General features: G+C 37.7%; 14 protein-coding genes and 1 pseudogene. 4 read left to right on the top strand and 11 right to left on the bottom strand.

All coding sequences use genetic code 11. The annotated features are described in order from the left end of the window. Positions 1 to 11: 11 nt before the first annotated feature. The 3 genes and pseudogenes from SNE38_RS14905 to xylF form a co-directional block, all read right to left on the bottom strand. The gene (locus tag SNE38_RS14905) at positions 12 to 1,166 is read right to left on the bottom strand and encodes a sugar ABC transporter permease (RefSeq protein WP_318247709.1); all 1,155 of its coding nucleotides are present in this window, start codon (positions 1,164 to 1,166) and stop codon (positions 12 to 14) included. Beyond that, positions 1,159 to 2,641 (bottom strand): annotated as a pseudogene (locus tag SNE38_RS14900) (sugar ABC transporter ATP-binding protein). The gene SNE38_RS14905 and the pseudogene SNE38_RS14900 overlap by 8 nt, the downstream one beginning before the upstream one ends. A gap of 72 nt (positions 2,642 to 2,713) precedes the next feature. Continuing rightward, positions 2,714 to 3,796 carry a D-xylose ABC transporter substrate-binding protein gene (xylF, locus tag SNE38_RS14895; RefSeq protein ID WP_336046801.1) on the bottom strand — a complete coding sequence of 361 codons (1,083 nt, stop codon included), beginning with the start codon at positions 3,794 to 3,796 and terminating at the stop codon, positions 2,714 to 2,716. Positions 3,797 to 3,936: 140 nt separating this feature from the next. Between xylF and SNE38_RS14890 the strand changes: the two genes are divergently transcribed. Beyond that, complete coding sequence (locus SNE38_RS14890; RefSeq protein WP_191704850.1) at positions 3,937 to 5,094, top strand: ROK family protein; 1,158 nt, start codon at positions 3,937 to 3,939, stop codon at positions 5,092 to 5,094. Positions 5,095 to 5,218: 124 nt separating this feature from the next. After that, the gene (locus tag SNE38_RS14885) at positions 5,219 to 5,773 is read left to right on the top strand and encodes a GNAT family N-acetyltransferase (RefSeq protein ID WP_336046800.1); all 555 of its coding nucleotides are present in this window, start codon (positions 5,219 to 5,221) and stop codon (positions 5,771 to 5,773) included. A gap of 171 nt (positions 5,774 to 5,944) precedes the next feature. Here SNE38_RS14885 and SNE38_RS14875 read toward each other — a convergent pair whose 3' ends face one another. The 5 genes from SNE38_RS14875 to SNE38_RS14855 form a co-directional block, all read right to left on the bottom strand. Beyond that, complete coding sequence (locus SNE38_RS14875; RefSeq protein ID WP_336046799.1) at positions 5,945 to 7,444, bottom strand: methyl-accepting chemotaxis protein; 1,500 nt, start codon at positions 7,442 to 7,444, stop codon at positions 5,945 to 5,947. A gap of 829 nt (positions 7,445 to 8,273) precedes the next feature. Next, positions 8,274 to 8,879 carry a response regulator transcription factor gene (locus tag SNE38_RS14870; RefSeq protein WP_191704847.1) on the bottom strand — a complete coding sequence of 202 codons (606 nt, stop codon included), beginning with the start codon at positions 8,877 to 8,879 and terminating at the stop codon, positions 8,274 to 8,276. Next, on the bottom strand, positions 8,876 to 9,979 hold the full coding sequence (locus SNE38_RS14865; RefSeq protein WP_191704846.1) for a sensor histidine kinase: 1,104 nt from the start codon (positions 9,977 to 9,979) through the stop codon (positions 8,876 to 8,878). Before SNE38_RS14865 ends, SNE38_RS14870 begins: the two co-directional genes overlap by 4 nt. Positions 9,980 to 9,988: 9 nt before the next feature. After that, positions 9,989 to 11,107, bottom strand: coding sequence for a DUF418 domain-containing protein (locus SNE38_RS14860; protein ID WP_336046797.1), 1,119 nt, complete (start codon positions 11,105 to 11,107; stop codon positions 9,989 to 9,991). Positions 11,108 to 11,603: 496 nt separating this feature from the next. Further along, the gene (locus SNE38_RS14855; RefSeq protein ID WP_336046796.1) at positions 11,604 to 15,983 is read right to left on the bottom strand and encodes an S-layer homology domain-containing protein; all 4,380 of its coding nucleotides are present in this window, start codon (positions 15,981 to 15,983) and stop codon (positions 11,604 to 11,606) included. Positions 15,984 to 16,749: 766 nt separating this feature from the next. Here SNE38_RS14855 and SNE38_RS14850 point away from each other — a divergent pair. After that, the gene (locus tag SNE38_RS14850) at positions 16,750 to 17,601 is read left to right on the top strand and encodes a CAP domain-containing protein (protein WP_336046795.1); all 852 of its coding nucleotides are present in this window, start codon (positions 16,750 to 16,752) and stop codon (positions 17,599 to 17,601) included. 346 nt (positions 17,602 to 17,947) lie between these two features. Further along, a complete protein-coding gene (locus SNE38_RS14845; RefSeq protein WP_191704843.1) occupies positions 17,948 to 19,132 on the top strand; it encodes a CaiB/BaiF CoA transferase family protein in 1,185 nt (394 codons plus the stop codon). Positions 19,133 to 19,198: 66 nt separating this feature from the next. On the opposite strand, the gene SNE38_RS14840 is transcribed toward SNE38_RS14845, so the two are convergent. The 3 genes from SNE38_RS14840 to SNE38_RS14830 form a co-directional block, all read right to left on the bottom strand. After that, positions 19,199 to 20,659 (bottom strand): Fe-S-cluster redox enzyme, encoded by a 1,461-nt coding sequence (locus SNE38_RS14840; RefSeq protein WP_225223865.1) that lies wholly within the window; start codon positions 20,657 to 20,659, stop codon positions 19,199 to 19,201. Positions 20,660 to 20,828: 169 nt separating this feature from the next. Next, positions 20,829 to 21,347, bottom strand: coding sequence for a hypothetical protein (locus tag SNE38_RS14835; protein WP_191704842.1), 519 nt, complete (start codon positions 21,345 to 21,347; stop codon positions 20,829 to 20,831). Between the two features lie 74 nt (positions 21,348 to 21,421). Then, complete coding sequence (locus tag SNE38_RS14830) at positions 21,422 to 22,783, bottom strand: acetamidase/formamidase family protein (RefSeq protein ID WP_191704841.1); 1,362 nt, start codon at positions 22,781 to 22,783, stop codon at positions 21,422 to 21,424. Positions 22,784 to 22,976 lie beyond the last annotated feature (193 nt).

Raw genomic sequence — 22,976 nt, 5'->3', positions numbered from 1 at the left:
ATTCCTCCGATTTATTTGTTTTTAGAAATGATGTCAACCCATACCGCCAAAATCAAAATTAAACCTTTTACGATATACTGCCAATATGCGCCGATATTCATCATCGACATTCCGTTATCAATACTTGCCATAATTAGTGCACCTATAATTGCTCCAAAAATCTTCCCTTTACCACCCATTAGAGATGTACCGCCAATTACACAGGCTGCGATGGCATCAAGTTCATAACTGTTCCCGGCAGATACTGTTGCTGCATTTAAACGCGCTGTTAATAATACACCGGCTACTCCTGCTAAAGCACCCATGCTGACGAATACATATAGCGTATTTCGTTTAATATTTATTCCCGATAATGCTGCTGCTTCCGGGTTGCCGCCAATTGCATAAATCCGACGTCCAAATGCTGTTTTCGTTGTAATGAACATGAAAACAAGCGCAATTACCACTACAATTAAAAACGGGATAGGAATACCTAAATAACGATTCAACATATACGTAATGACTACTAGAACAACAGAATAAACTGTCACTTTTCCATAATCGATTACAGAAGGCAATAATAATAAGCCCATTTCCTTACGCTTTCTACGACTATTTACCGTGAAAGTTATCATTAAAATAACGGCTATAGCAGCTATAATATAACCTGGTATAAATGGTAAATAACTGTTCCCTATTTGTTTAAAACTTGGATTTAATGATGAAATCGTTTGACCATCCGATAAGCCGATTAAAACCCCTCGGAATATTAACATACCGCCAAGTGTAACAATAAATGCTGGCACTGCTCGGTATGCAACCCACCATCCTTGCCATAATCCAATTAAACCTCCAATTATAATTGCTGCGAGGACAACAACTGGTGTACTCCATCCTTGCCAAACTTGCAGCATTGCGGCAATTCCACCTGTAACCCCTACTATCGAACCTACCGATAAATCGATGTGTCCTGCCACAATTACCAATGTCATCCCTACCGCAAGTACAGCTATGATCGACATTTGGGTAAATAAATTGGAAATATTACGAGAAGATAAGAATTCCCCTCCAGTAAAAAATGTGAAAATAATAGCAATAAAAATTAAAGCAAGAATTAAGGTATAGGATTGTAAATCGAATTTGAAGGATAATTTACTTTCTTTTTTGATTGTCTGTTCATTAATCACGTTTTTTCCCTCCAGTTGCACACATCATTACTTTTTCCTGAGTTGCTTCTTCTCTTGTAAATTCACCCGTAATTTCTCCTTCACACATAACAAGAATTCGATCTGACATTCCTAAAACTTCGGGCAGCTCAGATGAAATTAGTACAATCCCAACACCTTGTTGAACAAGCTCATTCATAATTTTATAAATTTCATATTTAGCACCAACATCAATCCCTCTAGTAGGTTCATCTAAGATTAATAGTTTTGGATTATTCATAATCCATTTACTCAAAACAACCTTTTGCTGGTTTCCGCCACTTAGCTTTCCTACCTCTATGTCTAGATTAGGTGCTTTTAATTTCATCTTAGTTGTAATCTCTTCTGCTACTCTTACTTCAAGTGCTTGGCTAATCACATTTAGTTTCATCACCTTGTTTAATGCAATTAGTGTCGTATTTTTTGCAATATCCATTCCTAGTACTAGACCGTATCGCTTACGATCTTCCGATACATAAGCAAATCCCTCTTTAATGGCATCTGTTGGTGATTTAATTGTTACGGTTTTATTATTAAGTTTGACCGCACCCTCTTTTTTACCAGACATTCCGCCAAACAAACTAATAAACAGCTCTGAGCGACCTGCTCCCATCAAGCCGGAAAAACCTACAATTTCACCCTTTTTAACATTGAAATTTATATTAGATACAACTTTTTTTCCTGATTTATTGTATGAAGTGTAGTTTTCTACATGCAATACATTATCATCACTAATTTCATGCACCTCATAAGGGAATAACTCCGTCAGTTCACGACCTACCATCTTTGTAATGATCATTTCCTCAGTGAGATACTCGATGGAGTTCGTTGAGATTGTCTGACCATCACGTAAAATTGTTACAGAATCAGCCAGCTCCATTACTTCTCCTAATTTGTGCGAAATGTATATGCATGTTACACCTTGTTTTCGAAGTAAGAGCAGCTGTTGGCTCATCTAAGATTAAAATATCCGTTTCCTTCGTCAGAGCTTTTGCAATTTCCAGAAGTTGCTGCTTTCCTACCGTTAATTCGGATACCTTCATTTGTGGGTCCAAATCTAAACCAACCTTTTCAAGTGCTACCATCGACTTTTTATAAATTTCATTCCAATTAATAACGGCCGAGCGCATTAAATCATGTCCTAAAAATAAATTTTCAGCAATCGTCATTTCACCAACCAATGCCAGCTCCTGATAAATAATTGCCACTCCTGCATCTTGAGATTCTTTAATATTTTTGAAACTTGCTTCTTTGCCTTTGATTAAAATTTTTCCACTGTATGTGCCAGCCGGATAAACGCCGCTTAATACTTTCATCAAGGTCGACTTTCCTGCACCATTTTCACCACATAAGGCATGGATTTCACCTTTTCGCACTGAAAAAGTAACATTGTCCAGAGCCTTAACGCTTGGAAACTCTTTTGTTATTCCTTTCATTTCTAAAACATATTCAGTCATGTTTCCACCACCATTCTCGATATCCTCATTTAAAAGAAAGGAGGGAAATTCTCCCCCTCCTTTTGCTGTTATTTACGGACGGTCGCTTTCCGGTACATTTTTATATACATCATCATAGCTATGGAATTCATCTTCAATAACTGTTGTCATCAATTCATCTTTACCTACTGAAATTGGGTCCAGCTTAATGAATGGAACATCCATTTGACCATTGTTTACAGAATCCGTGGCAGTAACTTCCTCACCTTTTGCTAATTGAACCGCTACTTCCGCACTCTTTTCAGCAATTGCTTTTATCGGCTTATAAACTGTCATTGTCTGTAAGCCCTCTGCAATACGCTGAACACCCGCCAGGTCAGCATCTTGCCCGGAAATTAATACTTTACCAGCTAATCCCTGAGCTTCTAACGCCTGAATTGCGCCACCAGCCGTATTATCGTTTGAAGCTACGACAACATCAATATTGTTTTTGTTTGCAGTTAATGCGTTTTCCATAATTTTTAATGCTTCATTTGCGTCCCAATCTTTCGCCCACTGATCGCCGACAATTGTAATATCACCTTTATCAACTAATGGCTGAATAATATTCATTTGCCCTTCACGGAACATTTTTGCGTTGTTATCCGTTGGAGATCCACCCATTAAGAAATAGTTTCCATCAGGTTTTAAATTCACTAAATACTCCGCTTGCATTTCGCCCACACGTACGTTATCAAATGAAACATATGCACTGATATCTGCTCCATTAATCAATCGGTCATACGCTAATACTGGAACGTCTTCTGCATTTGCCTGCTCTACAACAGTAGATAAAGAATCCGAATTAATCGCAATAATTACTAATGCATCTAAATCCTGAGACAGCATATTTTGTATTTGCGATAATTGCTTTGCTTCATCACCATTTGCAGACTGCACTACGACTTCTGCACCCATTTCTTCCGCTTTAGCTACGAAGAAATCACGGTCATGCTGCCAACGTTCTAATGTTAAGTCCGATACCGATAAACCAATCTTCAATTTATCCCCTGCTGAATCACTTGAATTAGCCTTGCCTGTATCTTTGCTTGAATCGCCTGCATCCTGCCCACAAGCCACCAATAACATTGACATTACTAACAGAATCCCAAAAAGAAAGCCCTTACATTTCCGCATGAACTACACCCCTTTTAATATTTGTAATATTCTTAATTTAAAAATAGAATAACATGACAATATTTGTTTGTCTATTGGATGAACAAAGTTATTTTGTTATACTTTAATTAAATTTATAAGTTTGTGGAGGGATCGCTACTTTGTCTTGGAATCAACAAATAGGGAAAAAATTTAATAAGCAGCAAATTTTAAATTATATTTTCTCTAAAAGGATCGTTTCCAGAGGAGAAATCATTGAAGAAATCGGATTAAAAAAAGCAACGGTTGCCAATTTAGTAACTGAACTAATAGAGGATCAACTAATCGTAGAAGACGGGAAAGATTTTTCAACTGGAGGGAGAAGATCTCAATTATTAAGGTTCAATGAAACGGCCGGTTTTGCACTTGGCATTGATATTGGCGTTAACTATTTATACGGAGCAGTCTTTAATCTAAAAGGGGAAATTGTTTTCGATAATCTCCAACTCGTACCAACCATCCAACTTGACGCGTATTTAAAAAGTATTTTGAATTTAATAGAATTACTCATGGAAAATGTACCCCCTAGCCCATTCTCAATCGTTGGATTAGGCGTTGCTGTTCCTGGTTCTGTTAATAAAGATGGCGTAATTATTATTGCGCCCAATTTACGTTGGGAAGATTTTGATATCAGAGGCTATTTGCGTAATCGCTTTGACTTCCCAATCTATATTTCGAATGAGGCAAATGCTGGTGCTTATGCAGAATATATTTTTGAAAATAATAAAGAAACTTCAAACCTATTATATTTAAGTATAGGCATCGGGCTAGGTGTCGGGATTATTATTGATCATAATATTTATTTGGGTGTTAACGGTTATTCGGGCGAAAGCGGACATGCCATCATACATATGAATGGGCGTAAATGCACATGCGGCCGTAATGGATGTTGGGAAGCATACGCCTCAGAATATGCCCTTATTCATGATGCAACTTATATGTTAAAAGAACGTGAACTCTCATTAGAGCAGTTAATAACTCTAGCCGAAGAAGGCCATGAAGATGTTATACAATTATTCAAGGAAACCGGTTACTATATCGGTCTCGGTATCACCAATTTAATTCAAACATTTAACCCTGAAAAAATTATTATTGGTAATCGTATAATAAAAGCGCAAAAATTTATTGAACAATCTATATTAGATACAATCAATTCTAATACTATGCATTTTCAACGGGATAACTATTCTGTGCAATTTTCAACTTTAAAGGATCGTGCAATTGCTCTCGGTGCTGCCTCCTTTATTATTGATCAATTCATTCAACTTCCATTTGATTAACTCCGTTTTCTAATTGAATGTATATACATACATATCAACTTATAGTAAAAAAATGTATATTATGTTACGATAAACAAGCCTAAAACACTCTCGAATTAAAGACATAATAATTGGAGAAAACACTATGAAAAATATTAATCAATTACTAGAAGAACACAGCGAATTAGTAAGTGAGCGTCTCTTTTTACGTCCGATTTCTCTTACGGATGCCGAAGATATGTATGAATATATGGCGGATGAGGAAACAGTTAAGTTCCTATTCGAACCCCATAAAGAGCTGACTCAAACGAAGAAAATGATAGAAAATTATTTTTTGAAAGAGCCTCTTGGCAAGTATGCACTCGTGTTAAAGGAAAGTAATAAAATGATTGGGGCAATCGAGTTCCGCGTCCACGAATGGAACAAAAGCGGTGAACTCGGCTTTACGATGAACAGAAGTTTCTGGGGAAAAGGCTATATGAACGAAGCCGGAAACTTAATACTCGATTTAGCCTTCAATAAGCTAGGCTTAGAACGGGTATTTTCGGAGTCCGACACTAGAAATGCAGCATCTTCAAAATTGATGAGCCGTTTAGGTATGACCCATGAAGGCACAATGAGAAAAAATCATATGATCCGCGGAACACTGGTGGATAGTGTGTATTACTCTATTTTAAAAGAGGAATATCAACAGGCTTAACGCTTGAAGAAGTTATAATAACTAGATAAAAATAATTCCCTTCATTCTCTACTTAGAATGAAGGGAATTTATTTTTTAAGAGTCAGCCTTTCCTACTGTTCAACTCCCCTTTAAACATATACCTTATACCTTTTCCGGCTAACGGTTCATCCTCGTACCTCGGTATATGGATTATTTAGTTAAGGCAATTAGCTCTCGATTTAAAGTTTGAAGTTTTTCTGTTGCCTCACCAATCACTTCTAGTAATTTATTTTCCTCTAAGATAGAAGAAACAATTTCTTCTGTAGCCGCACTATTTTGCTGGGACGCAATTGATAGCATATCAATTTCACTTAATAGTTGGGTGAACTGGTTGCTAACCTTTTCAATCGCAAGAGCACTTTTCTTCATATTGGCGTTTGAAATATCACTTGAATTCTTGACATTATTGAAGACAGTCGCAATTTCTTGTAATAATTTTTGCCCTTCTAACGCAGTCACTTGACCGTGCATAGATTGTTCCTGTGCCGCTGAAGATTTTGTGAAAAGCTGAGAAGTAACTCCGGTAATTTCCGACGCCGTTACTGCACTTTCCTCTGCTAGCTTTCGAACTTCATCTGCCACTACCGCAAAGCCTTTCCCATGTTCACCGGCTCGTGCCGCCTCTATCGCAGCATTTAATGCCAACAAATTCGTTTGGTCGGCAATACTTTTAATACCACCTAGTAAATCATTCACCGTCTGTAAGCTACTTTGCAAATCTTCCATCGTAATTACTGTCATATTCATCGATTCGCTTAAGACATCCATCTGCTTCGTTACCTGATCCACATTTTGTGCATTTCTAGATAACTGCTCATTTACTTGTTGTGAATGATCCATTGCTTCTTGAGATAAATCAACTGTTTGTGAAAGCTCTAGCTTCGATTCATGCATCATATTATGCATTGCAGAAATTGAATCCGCTTCACTATGTATAGATTCAGCAATTTGCTGTGTTGAGTTTAAAATTGTATCGCTCACGGTTGCTAACGCATTTGATGTACTTTTCACATCATCCGTTTCTGTACCTAACGTATAAGCACTTTGTTCAATCTTTACTACTAATTCCTTCGTTTCTTGCAGTAGCAGACTTGTCTCTTGCTCTCGTTTTTGCGACCCAGAAACTAATTGGCCACCCCATTCATTTAGTTTAATTAACATATATAAAACTCCGTTATATACGAAAAATACTGTAAGAAAGCTCGTAAACGAATGATTTTCCCCTAAAAATTTATCCGGAGCTAAAACGTAAAGTAACACCACACAAATTTGTACAATAAGTGCGTATGTAAACAAAATCTTTCGACTAAAATAAATTGCTGCCATTACAATTGTAATAAAAACTAAGTAATGCTTATTTAATGTAAAACCATCTAATAAGAATAATGCAAATACTGCTGTTCCGGGTAATGCCGCAAATAAGACTGCCTTAACAGTATCAGGGTGCTTCAAAAAATAATTTAAGCCTGCACACGCTATCACACCAACAGCAGTTAAAATATACAATATCGCCCCGTTAAATCCATTATCAACGATTAGTGGAATTATGATTATCGCCAACAGAAAGCATGTAATTTTTAAGTTTAACTGATGAACCCTTTGAAAATTAAATGTAAAAGGTTTGCTTTCCATAACATTATTTTCCTCCATTCATATCACCTCTTCTAATTAATTACCAGTTCCAATTATTATATTACCATTATAATTAAATATATATTTTAATTTTAAGAAAATAATTTATTTTCCGAAAATGTATTGTTTTGGAGCATTCTAAAATCGAGGATTCTCATTTTTTAGATATTTTTATTAAATATACCATAAGTCCATGACTATTCCCTTAAATATTAGCTACTTGTTCCCAAATTTTTTTTAGCAACAAAAGCTATTAAAATATGAATAGGTATCCCAAAATACTGCGATGAGTTAACAGAAAATCATTATATTCATATAATTAAATACAAGGAAATACCTACTGATAGAATATCAAGTAAATAGAAAATTCAATCTTCAACTTGAAGGAATAAACTAAAAAGGAAAATTATATAAATTAATTTGATTTATAATGCAACAGATGCAGGTGTATTAATTACACACAGGATATTAAAGACTATCTAAAATTTATTTGCTTATAAACAAAGTTCTGGGACATAAGTAGAAATTTCATTAAATAAGAGAAGGATTCTTATTAAGAAATTTACACCCTATCTATAGATTAATTGGAGTGGAGGGGGCGAACCCAGGGAGAACAGCATTATTTGTTTGGAGACGAGTAACCGTAGGAGAAATATCTTCCAGAAAGCGTCCCCGTAACGGAAATCAATTCTGGCAGAAGCAGAAAAATATCGATTTTCCCAAAAGGAAAAATCGATATTTCTCATATTGTCCCAGGTTTTTTAATAAAAAACTGCACTTACTTTATAGTACGGTTCTCCATATTCCCTGCTAATTTCTATTAATTAAATAGCTACCTATTTAAAAACTAAATCCAGCCCTTTTCAACCGCTTTTTGCACAGCCTGCTGCCTTGTTTCAACTTCTAGCTTTTGAATAGATAAAGATAAATAGTTGCGGATTGTGCCTTTAGTAAGAAATAACTTTTTACTGATTTCATTTGTCGTATAGCCATCCTTCACGAGCTTTAGTACATTGATTTCCCGTTCATTTAGAGGATTTTTTTCATTCATAAATAAAGTTGCAGCAAGATCCTGGCTGATCACTCTTTCACCTTGCATAATTTTACGTACAGCGCCAATTACATATTGGATAGGCTCATCTTTAAGCACATACGCATCAATATGAAGATCCATAGCTTCCTGCAAATAACCGGCCCTTGCAAATGTTGTCATAATCATGATTTTGCATGGAAAATTGTGATTGCGTATTTTCGCAGCTACTTCCAAACCGGATAAATGTGGCATTTCAATATCCAAAATGCATACATCTGGCTTTTCTTTTTCAATTAAAGTCCATGCTTCTGCTCCATCTGCTGCCTCACCTACAATATGTAAATCCTCCTCAAGCTCCATAATGGATATTAAGGCGCCCCTCAACAACTGCTGATCCTCGGCGATACAAATTTTAATCATGTTTCATCCTCCTGTATTGAGTACAGTGGTATTGTCAGGAACACTTTTGTTCCCTCCTGATCATACGTCACTTCGGCATTTCCCTTTAATGACCTCATCCGTTCCTTCATTGTAAATAACCCATTTCCTTGCTGTTTATTGGATAAACCGATTCCGTTATCGATAACAGCTACTTCCACTCGGTCCTCTATCTGGTAAAGGTGTATTCTGCAAGTAGCCGCATGACTATGCTTCACAACATTTGTTACTGCTTCCCGGATACTATAGGCAAGCATCGTTTCCTGCACACTGGACAGTAGAATATTTGTAAGCTGATACTCAATCTGCACACGAATACCGGCATTCTTAAGTAGCTGCTCACAATGCTTAAGTTCTTCCTGCAAGGATAAAAAGTTCATTTCCGATATAATCTCACGCACCTGCTTATGTGCTGTGCGGACTGTCAGTATAATGTCATCGAGCTCCTTTTGAATCCGGTGATCATCACTTGGCACCAGCCGGGAAACAAGCTCTGTTTTCACCTTGATGACCGTTAACGTATGCCCTAAAGTATCATGCAGATCACGGGCGATTCGCTGACGTTCCTGCTGCATTGCAATATGTACTACCGCTTCATCAACTTCACGTTGAAGCAGCTTGGATTTCTCAATATAATAGCGTAACCACGGCAGCAGCAAAATAAAAACCATAGCCGCCAATACAATTGACTGTGCGTTTGAAAACAGCACATCCTGATAGCGCCAGACGAGACTGGCAAGAAGGAGAAAATTTATACACGTAGCAATCCATAAAACACGCCGATTGACAGCGCGTCCAACAAAGTCTGCAAAGGCAAACTGAAAGAAGATCCACTGTGGACCACCTATATAGGCCAAATACGCCGTAATGACAAAACCAAGCACGGTAGCAGGAAGCAATAGACCATCCTGATACCACAGCGCTATGTAATAGGCGCCTAAATAAACGGCTATAAATACAATTTTAAAAACAAGTGACGGAATCTGTTCCGAGACGACAACCGCATAGCTAAACAGCAGGACCGTCAGTACATCAATGATTAAATAATATCTTGCCTGACTTTTAGGATACCATTCCAGCATGTCGCCCCCCTATCTTTCCAGCCTCTGCAGCATTCCTTTCCGCAGCCATTCGATTGGTCCATACGGAAATTTAGCTAACCAAACATTTACCAATATAATTTGTCCCACTACTATCATACAAAAAATACCTATAATTTCCACACTATTTACATTACCACCAAGACCTAAACCCCAGCCGTAGAAAATAGCTGTGGCAGTTAGGTTTTGCAAAATGTAACAGCTTAAAGACATGCGCCCCGTTTTCTCAAGCCACTTCCACATTCCCCATGTACTGCACTTCCGAACAATAATAGCAATCAGTCCTATATAACCTAATGCCAGCACAGGGGCAAATATATATCGGACAGGCAAATCAAATAAACCACCTGGTACAAAAGTTAATACATTCAAGGGCAATCCTAGACATAGCCCCCAAGTAAGAAGCTTCCTCTGAATGGCAATGCCGCGCTCCGTAAAGGAGAAAGCACCGCTGCGCATAAGTTTTATCCCAACAATAAATAAGCATATATTTAAAGGAAGTATGAAAATCGCCTCTGCTCTAAAAAGCATAAAATTCGCAAGGCGATTTTGGACCTGCTCCAGCCACGATCCTTCTGCATAAATCGCAATTAACTGTGGAGAGCTCGCCATTGAAAATGCGGGACCAAGCAGCATTGAAGTAAAAATAAGAGCAAGCATTCCTAAATGTAAAGCTCCAGCAACCCATAACGCCCGTGTCATCGCCCGTTCCCCGCGCTTTAGTATGACAGCGATAATTGCGGCAGTAACGGCATAGCTCATAAGCACATCATATTCCATTACAAATACGTAGTGCAGAAAGCCTTCCACCATTAAAAATACAATCACCCACTTATACATCCCAATCCAAGGCTTATTACGTCTGATGGACTGCTCGTATTTTATCGCCATCCCTACTCCGAACATAATCGTTAACATGCCGAGCAGTTTACCGTTAAACACAAACAGTACAAGCATGCGTAAAATATCATCCATATTCGACCAACTGCTAAAATCCGTGGTCGTTATATACTTGAGATCCCCTAAATGGGCAAAAATCCAAATATTCGTTCCTAGTGTCCCTAAAATGGCGATACCTCTTAAAATATCGATTAATGCAATACGTTTCATCTTCATGCCCTCCATTTCCGTACCTTTATCGTACATTGGAGGTCACTTACGAAAATATCGACAGGCGTCAATAAATACTAATGACACCTGTCATTTTTATTAAGATATATTCTTTTAAGTTAGCTCTGTCCGTGATTTGTATATAATAAAGAAGCGTTAAATCTTACTTTAATTTACCAAATATTAAAGGGGTTTAGATATTGATAGAATGGTAGCTATTATAAGTAATATAATTTTAATCAATTCGATATCATTTCGACCGATCCACACAAAGTCAGTTGAACTTTTCACTTGACAATACTATCCTAAAAAAAATTTGCGCTTCACTCCAAATGCAGAGTGAAGCGCCTTTTGTGAATCGTCAAAACCTTATTAATAAATTATGCCTTTATGATCTTTAACATAAAAAACCAATCCTACGTAGCTTTGGCCACTGTAAGATTGGTTTGAATCTGTTGTTATTTGTACTGTTTTCACACCAGGTATAAAATATTTATTACTTTGTGATTTCAATATAATCTTGTGCCATTGTTTTATGTTTTGCCCATACAATATTTCCGTATTTATCAACGGTAAACATATAAATTTTATGTCCTGTTTTGAATACATCTGACGCTCTAATTTTACCTGTTTCTAATGGCAACACTTGACTCTTACCTGCGCTTCCGTCAATCATATCGGATCCATAAATATAAATTGGGCTACTTGATGATACAGTATTAGTTCTTACTGCATTTATCACTTCTTCAGCAGTCGGTTTAATCGTCGTTGTTCCGAGAACAACTGCATAATAATAACGTTGTACTAAACCTAAATCTACATCAAAATCTACAGATAAATTTAGCTTTTTAGAACTTGTTTCTACTATTGTATCTAACACATAAGGTGTGCTTAATTGTGCAATTGACATTTGATTAATAATAGACGCTGGATAAATATAAGTTCCAATTTTCGTCGTATCAAAGCCATTTTGATCTTTATAATCGTAAACAGTTGCTCCTGTAGTATCTTCTTTCATCTTCACTCGGAACGTTTGCATAGCTGCTCGTGCATTTTTCGGACGAATAATTAACTTAGATTCGCTTGTAGTACTTGTACCTACTGAATAACTTACAAATTCATAATCGTTAATATCTGCACCGTTAAATTCCAAAATTGAGGATAGATTAAACGTACCACTTGCCGGTATTGCCGTCTTATTATAATTTGATAATCCGCTTAAATCATCCTGACGCATAATTGCTTCATTAAATGTAATTGTAAATGTGGTTTCCATAAACGATGAGTTAAATGAATTACTTTGTCTAGTAACTAATCCATCATTTTTAATATGAGGGTTTGTGCCATCCATATAAAGCGTCTTCTTCATCTGCGGACCTTTTGGCTCGTCTTCCTCAATTACTACGGCTGAACTCTTCTCTAAAATTGTAAAGTTTCCAATTGTATCAACTACCCCTATATAGAAGCCATATTCTTCGTGAGCTGTTAAGTTTAGAAGATTTTCCCTTGGAATATCAATAAATGTACCTTTACCTGTTGAACCACCTATATCCTTTGCCCCTAAAGATTTAAACTTATTAAATAAATCTGGTGCATTGGCTGTTGTGCTTAACACAGCCGTAATATCTTTTAAAATTCCCGATGCATCAAAGTAATCAGTATTTAATACATCTACTTCTTTGCCATCTACTGTTTCTTTTTTATATTTTCTTACAGGTAATACATAGAAGTTTGCTTTCTCATCGACATTGGCTGTGAATTTAATCTGTGTATCGCTATCTTTCACATTTTCAATCATGACACCTGTTACTAACGGTGGCTTTACATCATCAATTAAATTTTTATTCATAATCTCCGAAAGCTGTCCCGAACGATCCTTTAACACCATGTAAATTTTGTAGCTTTTAAACGGGTCCCGGGGAGGTGTTCCCGGTTTTGTTACGTCGAACTTAAATGTTCCTAATGGCGCAGGGTTTTGACCGTTCCCAATATAAGCATTTTGCTTACCTAAAGGTGTAGTTGTTTGGAATTTCCCTGTCACAACTTCCGAATCATTTGAAAATTCATCTACAAAATCACGACTCGTAATATCTTTAAAATCAAAATCATTCGGTAAAATCATGTAGTAATAAGTACCGGCTTTCTTTGCCTCTACCTCTACTTCATATTTATTTGGACCAGTAATTACATTTTTAATTGTTAATTCTGGTTTCACCGAATCCGTGTGATTGTACTGAGCGTAGTTTCTTGGTTCTACACCTACCGCTACTGTCTCTTTATTTTCAAATTCATTTTCAGCTAAGTCTTTTACACCTTTTAATACTGTCGCGACAATCGTATCGCCGTTTACTAGAGAGCTGACTGCAGGAATCGTTAAGCGAATTCGCTTGTTCGAGTATTGTACCTCGACTGGTTTCATTTCCTTATGTCCGGAAATATTCACAATACCTGTACCGGATAATAAATAGTTATCCGGATTTTCAGCTGTTGCCTTGTCCAGTTCTTCACTTACGTTAATATAAAAATAGCCTTTTTCCTTATCTGCCAATTGAAGCTCTGGCGGATCCAGTACATACGGATATGTCGTATCAGGCGCTTCCGTCTTCAATGTAATTTTCGGAGCGGGGTTGCGCATTTTATTTCCTGATTTATCCACCATTACAGCATAAATTTCGTACTCTGTATTTGGCTTAATGTCGCCTATCGCTGGGCTTGCACCGTATTTTGTTTCGGTAATGACAACATCGTCAGGCTTTGCAATCGTACCTTTACCTGTATAACGTTTCATGATTTCATCAACAGTTGGATCAGGTAATGTAACTGGTGATTTCTCACGGATATAATAGTAATATTCTCCAGGCTCTGTAATTCCTTTAATGACAAACTGTACACGCTTCCCGCCGTACATTGTTTCCCCTTTGTCCAAGCGGAATGTAGGTGGTCGGTTATCAATCGTCGAGAATTCCTGCTCCTCTTTTTCCGATACGTTATCCATTTTATCGATGACAATGGCATAAATAACATAATCTGTCATTGTTTCTAAGCCGTTTACTGTAAACTTAACTGGCTCGTCCATTACGAGTGGACCGTTGCCATTGTATTTAGTGCCGCCTGTTTTAATCTCGTTAATTGTTGGAGCTTTTTCCTTAGCCGGTTTTACAACATAGTAGTAAGTTCCATCTTCATCAGCCGTTAATGTTACGTCCGCTGTCGATCCTCCAGCAGCCACATCCAACTGCGTAATCTTTGGTCCAGTAACATCCGGAATAATCGTATTTTCTACCGGATCACGATCTACTGCTTTCCCATTTTCATCTTTTATATAGCCAATGTTCGGATCATCCGTTTTATAATCATCAAAAACATCATTCACCGTTTTGTTTGGCGGAATAATTGCGTTCGTAATATAAACATGTGAGCCAATATCGGTAAAGCCATGGCTTGAAGTAATGTAATAATAGTCGTATGTACTATCTGTTTTAAACGACACATTTTTTAATGTGTTTTTGTATACATACTGGATATCATGCACACCAAAAACCGATACATTGTAGTCTGTGTCGATGTACATAGCATTCGGACTTGCATATAGCTCAACATTTGCCACATTTCCTTGTAATGTCAGACGGTCGATTTCGTAATTGGCTTTTACAAATGTACGATCTGACGTTACATATAGATGACGGATATCCGAGTTTTCAAAGTCGACATATTTCTTTAAGTTCGACATGCGGTCCGTATACTTCTGTAAATGAGGTGGCTTTGTTGGGTCTGGTTTCTCTTGTAATGTTTCTTTATCAATTGGGTTCAGGAACTCTTCATTTTTTGGGACAGTCGGTTTTTCCCAATCGATGAATGATGCAACATTGCCAACACTTGCAATACGTATATTACTTAGTAAAGCAAGCGAACGTCTCGGTGCTTCCGCCACTTCCACACGCCCGGTAAAGTTTATATTTTTAAAACGCACATAGCTACCATGTACAATAAGCTCTCCTGCAAAAGAAGAATAGCCACCATCAAGCGCCAATAATCGCGAAGAATTTCCGCTCGCATTAATCGTCAGCTTCGAAATGTTTTGAACCGTATTTCCTGAAAAATTGCCTTCAATAAAGGCACCTTGCAATACATTTTTATTCGCTGCATTTAAAATGCTTCGTAAATGTGGCGCAATCGTATGTGCAACACCGTTTATGTAAATTTGATTGCCAGTAATATCGCCAATCGCATATACAGGATTGCCTCGATCTGCTTTTTCCGCACGCCAAATAAATGTTGCCATTTGTGCGCGTGTTACTGTATTAAATGGATCAAATGAAACAGGTGTCTTACCCTTCGTCACATTCAGATCATATAGTGTTTGGATGAAGTAGGCATTCGCATTTTTTGCGTTAACATCCTTAAACCCATGGTTAAGCTTTGAGGAAACCCCAAATTTGAAACCAAGTGTTAAAATTTTCGCCATTTGCCCGCGAGTAATCGGTTCTTTTGGCTTAAATGTTTTATCGGAATACCCGTTAATAACCCCTGCCTCTGCCAATGCTGCAATGTAGCGGTAGTTTGGATTGCTCATCTGTACATCTTTGAAGCCTGGGTTTTTTGGATTTGTTATATTAACATCAATCGTTAGTGCCAGCATTTTAGCGGCATCTTCCCGAGTAATGGCTTGATTTGGTTTAAATGTGCCATCTGAGTAGCCTGTCGCAATTTTGCGGCTAGCTAAATCTAAAATGGGCTCATAATAATCTGCAAATGGATTTAAATCGCTAAATGAATAGGCATTTGTCTGCTGCGGCATTGCCACTATGACACCACTCGCTGCTAAAACTGTTGCGACTGTAGCCTTCGAAAGCTTTTTCCCTTTTTTCGAATCCATGTTAGAGAACCCCCCTTTTTTGAAGTGTCGAATCATGGTACATCTTTTTAGCACGTACACTCTTTATATCGGCCGATAGTGCACAAAACTGTATCAAATTTATGTAGTTTTTCTTTTTAAAGAAGGAAAATCGTTCACATATTACTTAAAAGAAGTATCCTCTTCTTCTCTTTAAACAAAAAGGAACGGCTTTGCTTTTCGACTTAAAAATCAAAAAGCAAAACCGTTCTATTAATAAATAGCCAACCATTCATACTTTACCCCCGCCAAAATAGTTCTAATCACAAGCCTTCGATACACAAATGATAACAGCTGCAAGACGCCGTATATAATTGTCTATTTTCATTGATTTTATTATTAATTTGTTCACCTTTTCATAGGTCATACAAAAACAGTTCTAACTACCTAGTTTGAAATGACGAAAATGTAAATTTCAAAATTACATTGAAATAAAATAAACTATAATGTTATATTTTACTCCTTAATACATTTATATTTTTAATTTATGAACTTTAATTCTAATTATCATTTCTATATATTTCTATTACGAAATAGTTAAATAAGGAAATAATTAACTTTAAAATAGGTGTTTTTTCACTTATTATATATTGACTTCACTAGTTATTTCACCCATATACAATCATCTCCTATGAAATTTCATGAGGAATTACGCTAATATAGTATTCGTGAGTAATAGAATTTGAAATATAAAATATAAATATAATATTATGTGAGATATTCATTGAAATCGAAAAAGGGGAAAGAGATGAATCCAGACGTTCTTATTCCATTAACAACTGAGTCTACGGTAGTCACAAAAACAACAACGGTCAAAACTTTTGCATCAGAATATGATTTAGAATGGAACAACCCCTCGTTAAACTATACCGATTTTCATTTAATTGGCATTAAAGATAGCATTGCGGTAGCCGGCTATGAAACTCGCATTGGGCAAGTGATCTGCGGTATTTCCATCGGCGACTCGCGTCAGGCAGTAAAAGCCCTATTCGGTGAACCAATAACACATATTACGAAAAACAATCGACGCTTCAGACAGTATTATGATGATAAATACAATGTTGAAACAAGTGGTACTTATTTAATCGATCGCCAATATGTGACATTCTTTTATGATGTACATAAAAATTTTCAAGTTCGATCAATTATGGCGATTGATGCCGAGACAGAGATGTCCAAAGTAGGCTTCTTTGCTGTGCCATCAATAGCTTTACGGGACGGGTTTGAAGATTTGATGATGGATTTAATGAATGAATCCCGCGTTTTTGAAGGATTACATCCGCTACAATATACACCCGAATATAATGTTATTGCCCGCAGCCATAGCATGAACATGGCCACTAACAACTATTTCGGTCATATGGATATGCAGGGGTTACGAGCGGGTGCCCGCATGAAAAATGGTGGGATGACATTTAATTGGTGGGGAGAAAACTTAGCATGTGGCCAATATAGCGCCATTCACGCACATGAAGCGTTAATGAATTCCTTGACTCACCGGGAGAACATTTTGCGTGAGGAATTTACCCACGCTTTTGTTGGTGTAGAATTCAATAGTCAAAACTTGCCTTACTTTACTATCAATTTTTATTCCTTATAATTCACAGGGTCGTATTAGAGTAATCATTACTTTTAATACGGTCCTTTTTTTCAATACTTTTTACTTGTCCCATTTGTGAATGATTGTCTAAAACACCCACTTTTTTCTACAACTTTTGTTACATTTGCTTATTTTCGCACTATAATTTTCAGAGTATTTAAAATATAATAATAGAATACTATTGAAAAGGGGTTGCTGTTTTCTAATTAGTACAGCCAAAAATAAAACATACATCTTTTATAATAAAAAGGATAAATATAGGAATTTTTATCGCAAGCTGTTATAATACTGTTAAATTTATAATTTTCTGTATTAATACAACGTGCAATTAATAAGGGGGATGGGCATGACAATTTTAAATGGATTAAAAATACTGGATTTTTGTTCACTATTACCGGGACCATTTGCAACGATGATGTTTGCAGACTTAGGAGCAGAAGTCATTCATATCGAATCAAATCGACGAGTGGATTTAATGCGTATAATGCCGCCTTATGATGATGAGAAAGAATCCTACATTCATCAGCATTTAAACCGCTCGAAAAAATCATTGCAACTGAATCTGAAATCTCAAGAAGCCGTTGATATCATTAAAAAGCTGGTGAAGGATTACGACATTATTATCGAAGGTTTCCGACCAGGTGTCATGAAACGTCTTGGCATTGATTATGATACACTGCGCGAGATCAACCCGCGCCTTATTTACTGTGCTATTACAGGTTACGGTCAAACGGGTCCATTTGCCACACGACCGGGTCATGACAATAACTATTTATCAATTGGCGGTGTGTTGAATCATTCGCGTTTAAAGGACAAAAAACCTGTTGCTATGGGAATTCAGATTGCAGATATAGCCGGGGGGACTATGCATGCTGCCATCGGGATTTTGGCAGCGGCACTGCATCGCGAAAAATCCGGAGAAGGAAAGTTTATTGATGTGTCCATGACTGATGCCATGTTTGCGATGAATGCTCTATACGGTACTCAATACCTTGGAAGCGGGCGACCTCCTCAACCAGAAGAGGAAATTTTAAATGGCGGAACATTTTATGATTATTACCGTACAAAAGACGGGCGGTATTTTTCGGTCGGCAGTCTAGAGCCACAATTCCGTAAGCTATTATGCGAAGCACTTGAAATTCCGGAACTAATCGACAGCACATTCAATGATTCATCCTATACACAGCAGCGGTTTAAAGAAGCGGTAACGGACGCCTTTTGCACGAAAACATTTGACCAATGGCTTGAAATTTTCAATGAAGATTTTCACGGCTGCGTTGAACCCGTCCTAACATTCGATGAAGCGTGCAACCATCCACAAATCCAGGCACGCAATATGCTCGTTGATGTGAAAAAATCAGATGGCTCAACACAACGCCAAATTGGCACAGCACTAAAAATTAGCGGTGTAGAACCTACCTATCAATATGTCGGGGCAAAAATGGGCGCACATACGGCGGAAATTTTAAAATCTTACGGCTATAGTCAAGATGATATCGAAAAACTCACAGAAGATGGCGTCTTAAATTAAAAGTAAAAGGTGAATCCCGATTCCAAAGAATCATTGATTCACCTTTCTTCAACTATGCTTTTTTAGTTAACGGGTTACCATCACGCGATGCTCAATAAATTGACGCAAATTATGAAAATGAGCCGGTACGAGTAAATACTTCTTATATACGGCCAATAACTTTTCCACTAAGTTATCTTCCTCTGCATAAAACAGGATTTTCAGGAGATTACAAACATGCTGAGATGACATTATAGCAATCGCATGATACGAACTCCCCGCATTCAAATATTCACTTTGCCAGGTCGCGAGCGATTCCCGTACTTTATGGATAGAGCCGTCCACTAAAATGGCGATATCGCGCTGAACCGTTGCCTCAATTTTATGTAGAATATCCTCATAGTCAGCAGATTGCAACAGCTCGAAAATTGCTGTACAAGTTACAAGCTCATAGTTTTTCAATAACTCGATCCCTTGCTCAAATTTCTCCTCTTTTACTATGCTATCAATGAGTTCATAAAAAACATGCTCTAAATAGTTTTTTCGATAATGCTTAACGAGTGCGTATGGCTGTGGATTCATGCTGCTTAATACATCCGTATATTCTACGACAAGCTCAATGGCGTGGTTATTCAATCGCTCTTCTTCAATCAAGTACATACCCTGCATCAAAATATTTTTGTAATCCTTTTTAAAAACAGCCTCTTGGAATAGCATGTATCCGAGCAGCGTGTACTCTTTGTTGTTGAGCGCAAACTGCCCGGTCGACCAATTCCGCTGCAGTGTATAGATGCATTTGCGGAGCTTTAACATATGGCGGCGCCCACTCGTAAAATGTGTGCGGACATTCAATAGATGGAGCTGCTTTAATTCATCAGATTTCGGATTTTCGAAATCGATTTTTTGTACCAGCTTATGAACGATTGTCGCCACTCGATTAACGGTTAATTGCCCGACAAGCAGTGCTTTAAAGGTTGTCATTAATTCCGCAGGGCGTGAAATTTTCTTCAAAGGAAGCTGTAGAAATAGCGAATATATTTTTTTGGCACCAATTACCTGCCAGAACTTTTCGTGCTCACAATAGATGGGCTGTACAAGAAAACAATTGTTGATTTTATATACATAGATTTTAGTAAGCCCTGTTTGTGAACTCGGTGTTCTAATAGGCTTTGCAAAAATAAATTCTATAAGCTGATCAAATTCGACTTCCCCTTGCGTATGTAAAAATGTGAATAGTTGTTTACTGTTTTGTGGTTCTGCAAAAAATTGTTCCATCTTTTCATTGGCCATATCGACATTCATATTGGCCTTGCTAAAAGAATCGTAAAAAAACAAATTAAATTTACCCCAATAGTATTTCAATAGCTGAAAACAAAATTTCTCCGCACGCTCCTGCTTTAGCAAAAAGTCGTCACTATACATGGGGGCGCCCCAAATAGGGGGTTGTTTATCAAACAGAGATCGTTCTTCCAAAGCTTGCTCTAGCCTCTCCCCTATTTGTCCATTCGTTTGTTGAAAGAGCTGCTCATCAAATGAAAGCAACAACAATATCACCCTCCTTCCCTACGCCTATTCTCTATAAAAAATATAACAAAATTTAGAAGTGCATGAAAAGAAAATTAATTTTTTCCATAAGAAAAGCATACCGCTCTACTAGTCCGGATTAGAATGGTGGTGTACTCATACGAACTCAAGTAGCAATCGATATGCCCTTTCACTATTTAGTATGCTCAATAGATGTAACAATCAGTTTTGATGGATTTGCTTGTACAGGCATGCTGCGTGTTGCCCGGTCATAGAAGACAAATAGCATTTTCTCAGTCAATTCGCTCCGATCCACTCGCTTCCCGGTTAAATCCACTATTTCCGTTGATTCATTAATATGGAGCTTCAGATTCAGCTGTTCGCAATAGAGCATTTTATCAAATGCACCTACACATACTTCCCCTTTTTTGTCATACTGATCAAAAATAACGAGCAGTGGTGTAATATGTGGGGGTGAAACCATGGGCGACGGACTTTTGGAGTCAACGAACACAATAATTTTCGCCTTCACAGGGATGGCCGAAATACCGATTTGATATCCGTCCTTTGTCATTAATGGCGTTTTTGATGTAATTTGAAAAATCGCTTTTTTACTTTCGTCCTTTTCACTTACGGCTTCTATAGTGCCCATACCCGACTGAACGCCAATGGAGATGACAATTGCTTCTATTTTCCTGATTAATGGTTGCATAGCATCATCCCTTCTATTTTTCTATTACAATTCTGTTTCCCGAAAAATAATTGATAAAAACTCTTCATTACTCGTTAATCGTACTGGCGTTTGATTGTTTTAAAGAGTCTAGCCTTTTTTAGAAATGATTTAGGAATTTGAACAGTAACGGTTACGACACCGGGATGGCGACCTATTTCAATCGAGCCCGTTATAGTCGCGCGGTTTCTCACCTCATCGACCGTTAGTTCAAACAGTTTTGCTATACGCTCAAGTGCATTGTCTGTTGCTATGTTTAAATTTTGCCCTGTACCGACAACCGATAACGGGAAACTATCTTCCACCTGCTTCACACCAAACTCTTCCGCCAGCTCACGTGCTATGCGCTTCTCTTCTTTAGAAAATGGCTTAGCTGTATACGGTAAGTCCTCTACATTCGGGAGGATAATCGGCCCTTCCAAGTTCACTTTCTTTAGGACACTCACCTGTAGCTGCACAATACCCGCTACATCTGTCGTATGGCCGGCAATTTCTCCATCACCTTGCATCGCATGCATATCCCCCACATAAACACCGCCACCTGGTACTTTTACAGGACAGATGACTACAGCCCCTTCACGGACACGGTTTATATCCATATGTCCATCTGTGCGGTGGATATCAAGCTCATCTTCCGTCATCGTAAATTCGTGTGGTGCTCCGATTAAAAATGAGCCAAAGTCGCCGGCATTATGGGAATCCGGCATTGCCTTGGATGGTGTTGTTCCTAGCTGCCCTACAAAGGGCCGCATTCTTGCCATGACACCAATTAAATCACTTGGTCCAAATGCCGTAATGGGGTTTTGGACAGACTTTTCTGGTGTTCGCATAAAGTTCTTGGCATCCTGGGCAATTCGGCGCGCCGCTTCTCTGCCAACAGTCAAGCCGATATCACCTTTAGGATTAAACGCCATCGTATAGCCATTCGAAATTTTAAACGGTGTAGTATCTGTGCCACATGTAACACATTTTACCGACTCCTGGCCAATGCCCTGTACGATGGTCGTCGGATGCAGCTTTCCACAGCCCGGACACTTCACTTTTACAAATGGATCTCCGATAAATCGATCCACCTGCGCTTCATCCGTCCCCGAAGATGTAGCAATCGATGTCACTTGGACCGACTTAATTTGTATAACGATTGCGTCCCCTACTTCCGCGCCTTCCACATACACAGGTCTTGTCACTTCATGTCCACCGCGTATTATCGGCGTAATCATCGGTCCCCAACACCCCGGTGCTGTATTGGCAATAATCGTACCACCATCTTTAACTGGTCCCAACATCGGTGCGTTTGGATTTAGTACCCCATCTGTAAATTCATTAACGAATAATGTTTCGGCAGCTTGAACAGCTGGCTGCTCTGGATTCAATAAATCTTCTTGTTGTTCAAAGCTAGGTGCAAGATCGTTTAGCATAAAAAATCCTCCTCCTATAAATTTTAAGTATATTCAGTTAATTTAAAAGGTATTTCTTTTATATCCCATCATAATGAAAAAACCATAAAAATATGCTCTTAATATATTATACAATTTTTTACATACTAATATCGAGGCGATTTCTTAACAAATGTAAAACTTTTCTTTATCTTATATAATGATGACAAAAAAG

Origin of the sequence: Solibacillus ferritrahens (assembly GCF_037027585.1) — a bacterium.
Classification (GTDB): Bacteria; Bacillota; Bacilli; order Bacillales_A; family Planococcaceae; genus Solibacillus; species Solibacillus ferritrahens.
The sequence above is the reverse complement of the archived record's forward strand: the minus strand, read 5'-3'. Positions and strand labels throughout refer to the sequence as shown.